The 5,348-nt window shown below is 70.6% G+C and carries 5 protein-coding genes and 1 pseudogene; 2 read left to right on the top strand and 4 right to left on the bottom strand.

Translation table 11 applies throughout. The annotated features are described in order from the left end of the window. A partial coding sequence (locus ACFWPJ_RS23555; protein ID WP_378854558.1) for an alcohol dehydrogenase catalytic domain-containing protein occupies window positions 1–258 on the bottom strand: 258 nt, incomplete at its 3' end. Between the two features lie 98 nt (window positions 259–356). On the opposite strand from ACFWPJ_RS23555, the gene ACFWPJ_RS23550 reads away from it, so the two are divergent. After that, the gene (locus ACFWPJ_RS23550; protein WP_378854557.1) at window positions 357–932 is read left to right on the top strand and encodes a TetR/AcrR family transcriptional regulator; all 576 of its coding nucleotides are present in this window, start codon (window positions 357–359) and stop codon (window positions 930–932) included. 219 nt (window positions 933–1,151) lie between these two features. On the opposite strand, the gene ACFWPJ_RS23545 is transcribed toward ACFWPJ_RS23550, so the two are convergent. Both ACFWPJ_RS23545 and rox read right to left on the bottom strand, forming a co-directional pair. After that, complete coding sequence (locus ACFWPJ_RS23545; RefSeq protein ID WP_378854556.1) at window positions 1,152–1,775, bottom strand: alpha-ketoglutarate-dependent dioxygenase AlkB; 624 nt, start codon at window positions 1,773–1,775, stop codon at window positions 1,152–1,154. Between the two features lie 10 nt (window positions 1,776–1,785). Beyond that, window positions 1,786–3,243, bottom strand: coding sequence for a rifampin monooxygenase (rox, locus tag ACFWPJ_RS23540; RefSeq protein WP_378854555.1), 1,458 nt, complete (start codon window positions 3,241–3,243; stop codon window positions 1,786–1,788). Between the two features lie 286 nt (window positions 3,244–3,529). Here rox and ACFWPJ_RS23535 point away from each other — a divergent pair, with 286 nt between their 5' ends. After that, window positions 3,530–5,056 carry an FAD-dependent monooxygenase gene (locus ACFWPJ_RS23535; RefSeq protein WP_378854559.1) on the top strand — a complete coding sequence of 509 codons (1,527 nt, stop codon included), beginning with the start codon at window positions 3,530–3,532 and terminating at the stop codon, window positions 5,054–5,056. 15 nt (window positions 5,057–5,071) lie between these two features. Here the strand turns inward: ACFWPJ_RS23535 and ACFWPJ_RS23530 are convergent. Further along, window positions 5,072–5,348, bottom strand: a pseudogene (locus tag ACFWPJ_RS23530) (RNA polymerase subunit sigma-24); the annotation flags it as partial.

Below are 5,348 nucleotides of genomic sequence, written 5' to 3'. Positions count from 1 at the left end.
GACGACCCGGGCGCCGAGCAGGGCCGGGTCAACGCCGGCGCCGAGCTCGACGACCGTCCCCGCCGCCTGGAACCCGAACACCGCGGGCAGCGGCACGGGGATCGGGAACGCGCCCGCCCGCACCATGGTCTCCGGGTAGAGCACCGGGATCGCCTCGGCGCGTATGGCTACCTGTCCGTCACCGGGTCGCGGTTCGTCGACGTCGTGCGCCACCAGCACCGCGGGTGCGCCGGTCTCGGTCATTACGATTGCCTGCATCAGAACTCCATAAGTTGACTGCTGGTCCAGATAAATCGAACGATATGGACCGGCGGTCAACTTGTCAACGGATCGGCAGGTGCCGAGAAAGCGATACGATGCCCGACCCACGCCCCACCGAACGCGCCGACGCCGCGCGCAACCGTCGAGCGATCCTCGAGGCCACCGCCGCGCTGCTGGCCGAACACGGTGCGGCGGGGGTGACGATGGATCGGGTCGCCGCGGCCGCCGGCGTGGCCAAAGGGACCATCTTCCATCGCTTCGGCAGCCGGGCCGGCCTGCTGTACGAGCTGGTGGCCGAGGGGGCGGCCGAGATGATGGCGGCGGTGCAGAGCGGGCCGCCGCCGCTGGGTCCCGGCGCGCCGGCGACCGACCGGCTACTCGCCTTCTTCGACGCGATGACGACCATGGTCACCGCTGACGTCGAACTGATCGCCGCCTACAAGGCCATGCCCCCGCATCCGCGCAGTGCGGAATTCCACGCGTTCTGGGCCGAGCACATCACCGGGTTGCTGCGCGAGGTCCGCCCGGAGATAGACGCCGAGACGGTGGGCGCGCTGTTGCTGTCGATCATCGGCGGGGACCTCGCGCAGCAGATGGCCAGGGCCGGTGAGGTCGACCGGTTGCGCGCGGGGGTGCGGGAACTGGTGTACTCGGTGCTGAGCGCCCCGTAATCGGTTTCTGCTCAGGCTGTTTCGACGGCCAGTGCCGACAGCCGGGCGAACTGCTCGCCGGTCAGCCGGACCTCCGTCGCGCCGAAGTTCTCGGTGGGATGACCGATCGAGGTCGTACCGGGGATCGACAGGATCGTGGGGGCGGGGTGCAGCGAGGCCAGGGCGGTCTGCGCGGGTGTCGCGCCGACTTCGGCGGCCAGGGCTATTCCGGTGCGGGTGTCACCGCACGTTGCGCGGGCGGAACTGGATGCTGATGCGTGGCCCGACCGGCCGGGACGTCTTGGGTACCGCGTGCTCCCAGGTGCGCTGACACGCGCCGCCCATCACCAGCAGGTCGCCGTGCCCCGAGGGGAATCGCACGCTGGCCCCGCCGCCGCGTGGCCGCAGCAGCAGCGCGCGCGGTGCGCCGACCGAGACGATCGCGACCATGGTGTCGTGGGTGGCGCCGCGGCCGATCGTGTCGCCGTGCCAGGCGACGCTGTCGCGGCCGTCGCGGTAGAAGCACAGGCCCGCGGTGCGGAACGGCTCCCCGAGCTCGGTGGCGTAATGGCAGGTCAGGGCCTCTCGTGCCGCGACCAGGATGCGGTCGGGTAGCGGGTCGTTCTCGCCGAAGAACGACACCAGCCGGGGCACGTCGACGACCCGGTCGTACATGGGCCTGCGCTCGGCGTGCCACGGCACGCGTTCGGCCAGGCGCTCGAAGAGGACGCTCGCGCCGCTGAGCCAGCCGGGTAGGACATCCACCCAGGCCGTCGCGTCGAGCTGGGTGCGCCGGATCGTCTCGATCGAACCCAGCGCAACCGCATCACCGTCGAACAGTGAACCTTGCAGGGGCAGCGACATGCCCGCCAGTCTACCCTGTGTTCGAACGTATGTTCGTATTAGCGGTGGGCTTGCCGAACCAGCGGGCGAGGTGGTCGTCGAGGTCCTGCTGGTGCTCGCCGATCCAGGCGACGTAGCCGTCGGGCCGGAGCAGAATAGCCGGAACATCCAGTGCCGCAGTGGGATCCGCGATGTGGTCGACCCGGTCCGACCAGCCGTCGACGGTCAGCCGTTCGGTGCGGTCGAGCACCAGGCCGCGGCCCCGATGTAGTCGCTCGTAGAGGCGGCCCTGCTTCAGGTCGACATCCCGCAGGCGACGGCCGAGCAGATCGGCGCCCTCGCCGAAGTCGTAGCGGATGCCGATCGCGGCGATCTTCTCGATCAGATGGCGGTTCACCTCGTCGAAGTCCATCAGTTCGGTGAGCAGCCTGCGCACGGCCTGCGCGCCCGGTTCGGTGGACGACAGCTGCACCTGGGCGCGGGTGTTGTCCAGGACGTCTGCGGCGACCGGATGACGTTCGGTCTGGTAGGTGTCCAGCAATGTCTCCGGCGCCCAGCCATGGATCTGCGCGGCGAGCTTCCAGCCGAGGTTGACCGCGTCCTGAACGCCCAGGTTGAGACCCTGACCGCCGGCGGGCGGGTGAATGTGCGCCGCGTCGCCTGCCAGCAGCACCCGACCGACCCGATACCGCTCCGCCAGCCGGGTCGCATCGCCGAAGCGGGACAACCAGCGCGGGGAGTGCACACCGAAATCGGTTCCGGCGATCGCGCGCAACCCTTGCCGGAAATCCTCGAGCGAGGGCGGTTCCGAGCGATCCTCGCTGACGCCCACGGCGGGGACGACGACGCGATAGATCCCTTCGCCGAAGGGCCCGAGACTGAATGCCGGAGTGGTCGCGCGGATTTCGGCCACCTTGGTGGCGATCTCCTCCTGCGGCACACCCACTTCCATCGCGCCCATCAGCGTCTCGGTCCGCGAGGGCTCGCCGGGGAATCCGACGCCCAGCAGTGTGCGCACCGTACTGCGCGCGCCGTCACAGCCGACGAGATACCGCGCACGCAGCCGCTCCCCGTCGGCCAGTTCGACGGTCACGCCCTCGTCGTCCTGCTCGAAACCGGCTACCGCACAACCGCGCCGGACCCGCGCACCAAGCGCGATCGCATGGTCTGTGAGGAGATGTTCGGCGACCGGCTGCGGAATCCCCAGCTGATAGGCGTGCGTGGAATCCAGGCCGTCGGGCGCGGGTGTGGCGATGGCGGCGAAGATACCGCCGACCGGACGCTGTCGCCCGCGTTCGAGAAACCGATCCAGCAGTCCGCGCATCGCCATCAGCTCGAGGCTGCGCATGTGCAGGCTGACGATGCGGACGAACGACGACACGGGCTCGGGTTCCTTCTCCAGAACGAGGACCCGCACATCGTGCAGCCGCAGTTCGGCGGCCAGCATCGCACCGGTCGGCCCGCACCCGGCAATGATCACGTCGAACATGCACCGCCCCTTCGCTGAATCCGGATTTCCGCAGGTCCTGGCATCGGAGGACCAGTGTGCGGCACGCCCCGGTCATGCCACAAGCGAAATATGGCGAGTCAGCGAACCGCGAATTCGGCGACGGCCGCTTCGCGCAGTCAGGGGAAGGGGAATCGGAACGCCCAGCGCTCCTTGTCCCTTCCAAGGTATAGCCCACCTGGGGGCTTGCGGCAAGACCCCGGTCATCCTGCACAATCGCACGTCGATGTTCGGACCAGCGAAAAACGGGAGTAACGCAGTGCGTGAGATGAAGACCGACGTGATCGTTGTCGGCGCGGGCCCCGCCGGACTGATGCTCGCCGGGGAGCTGTCCCTGGCCGGTGTGCGCCCCGTGGTGCTGGAGCGGCGTGCGGAGCCCGGCACCGCGCACAAGGCCAGCGGCCTGGGCGGCCGGATCCTGGATGTGCTGCGATACCGCGGCCTGCTCGATCGCTTCGCCGCGGTGGGCAGCCCGATCCCGGCGCCGATCTTCCCCTTCGGCGGCATGCATGTCGATTTCGGCATTCTCGCCGACGGTCCCATGGACGCGATGGGGATTCCGCAGGCGCGCGTCGAGGAGCTGCTCGCCGAACGCGCCGTCGAACTCGGCGCCGAGATCCGCCGCGGGCACGAGGTGATCGCGGTGAGCCAGGACGACACGGCGGTGACCGTGGACGTGCAAGGGCCGGACGGGCCGTACCGGGTGAGGGCGCAGTACCTGGTCGGCTGCGACGGCGGGCGCAGCCGGATCCGGGAACTGGCCGCAATCCCGTTCCCCGGCAACACCTTTCCCGAAGTCAACCGCCTCGGCGTGGTCACCGTGCCGGACTCGGTCACCGTCCTCGACGACGGTGGCCTCGACGTGCCGGGCCACGGGCAGATCAGCCCCGGCTTCACCCGCACCGAGCGCGGCGTCTTCGCGATGGGCCCGGTCGACCCGGCGGTGCGCACGATGTTCTTCCAGACCACCGAGGACGACCTCACCGAATACGACAACGACGACCCGATGACCCTCGCCGAACTCGGTGACAGCGCCCGCCGCGTGCTCGGCGCCGAGCTGCCGCTGGGCGAGCCGATCCGGTTGTCCCGCTACCAGTTCCAAGCGCGGCGGGCCGACCGCTACCGGGCGGGCCGGATCCTGCTCGCCGGTGACGCCGCACATCTGCTGCCCGCCACCGGTACCGCGCTCAATGTCGGCATGCTCGACTCGGTCAACTTGGCGTGGAAACTGGCCGCCACCGTGCAGGGTTGGGCGCCGGCAGGCCTGCTCGACACCTACCAGGACGAACGGCACGCCGCGGCGGGACGGGCGCTGCAGCAGACTCGCGCCCAGGCGGCGCTGCGCCGCGGCCAGGACGAGGCCGCCGACGCCCTGCGCGCGGTGTTCCAGGAGCTGTTCGCCGACGCACCCGCGCTGCGCCGCCTGGCGGGCATGATCTCCGCGGGCGACGTCCGCTACCCGATGCCCGGCGCCGACCCGCACCCGCTGGCAGGCACCTTCGCCCCCGACCTCACGCTGCTCACCGAACAGGGCACGACCAGCGTCGCGGAACTCCTGCACACCGCCAGGCCCGTCTTCCTCGATCTCGCCGATCGCGCGGACCTGCGGGAGCTCGCCAGGGCGCGGGAACCGCGGATCGAGATCGTCACCGCCAAGACCGAGGATCGCCCGGCCGACGTGCTGCTCATCCGCCCCGACGCCTTCGTCGGCTGGGCCGCGGCCGTCGACGAAGCCGCCGACACCGCGATCCCGGCCCTGCGGGACGCGCTCGACCGCTGGGTAGGACAGCCCTGACGCGGTGGTCGCGGATCAGCGGGTAACGGCGGTCGTCTGCTCGATCCGCGACAGCTTCTCGGGATTGCGCACCACATAGAGACCGGTGATCGACCCGTCGTCGATCCGCGTCGCGACGACGCTGTCGAGTACCCCGTCGATCCGGATGACCAGGGCCGGAGCGCCGTTGATCTGCACCAGCTCGGTCGACACCAGGCCGCCGCCCCCGGGCGCCCCCCCCCCCCCCACCCCGGCGCCCCCGGGGGCGCCCACGCTCGGGCGCGCCCCCCCCGGGTCCCCCCCCCCCCCCCCC

It is taken from the genome of Nocardia sp. NPDC058497, assembly GCF_042720195.1.
Classification (GTDB): domain Bacteria; phylum Actinomycetota; class Actinomycetes; order Mycobacteriales; family Mycobacteriaceae; genus Nocardia.
Note: the sequence above shows the minus strand (reverse complement) of the source record. Positions and strands in the feature narration are given on the sequence as shown.

Coding starts and splice junctions, on each gene's coding strand:
- ACFWPJ_RS23550 (WP_378854557.1), top strand. CDS start 357: ATGCCCGACCCACGCCCCACCGAACGCGCCGACGCCGCGCGCAACCGT.
- ACFWPJ_RS23545 (WP_378854556.1), bottom strand. CDS start 1,775: ATGTCGCTGCCCCTGCAAGGTTCACTGTTCGACGGTGATGCGGTTGCG.
- rox (WP_378854555.1), bottom strand. CDS start 3,243: ATGTTCGACGTGATCATTGCCGGGTGCGGGCCGACCGGTGCGATGCTG.
- ACFWPJ_RS23535 (WP_378854559.1), top strand. CDS start 3,530: ATGAAGACCGACGTGATCGTTGTCGGCGCGGGCCCCGCCGGACTGATG.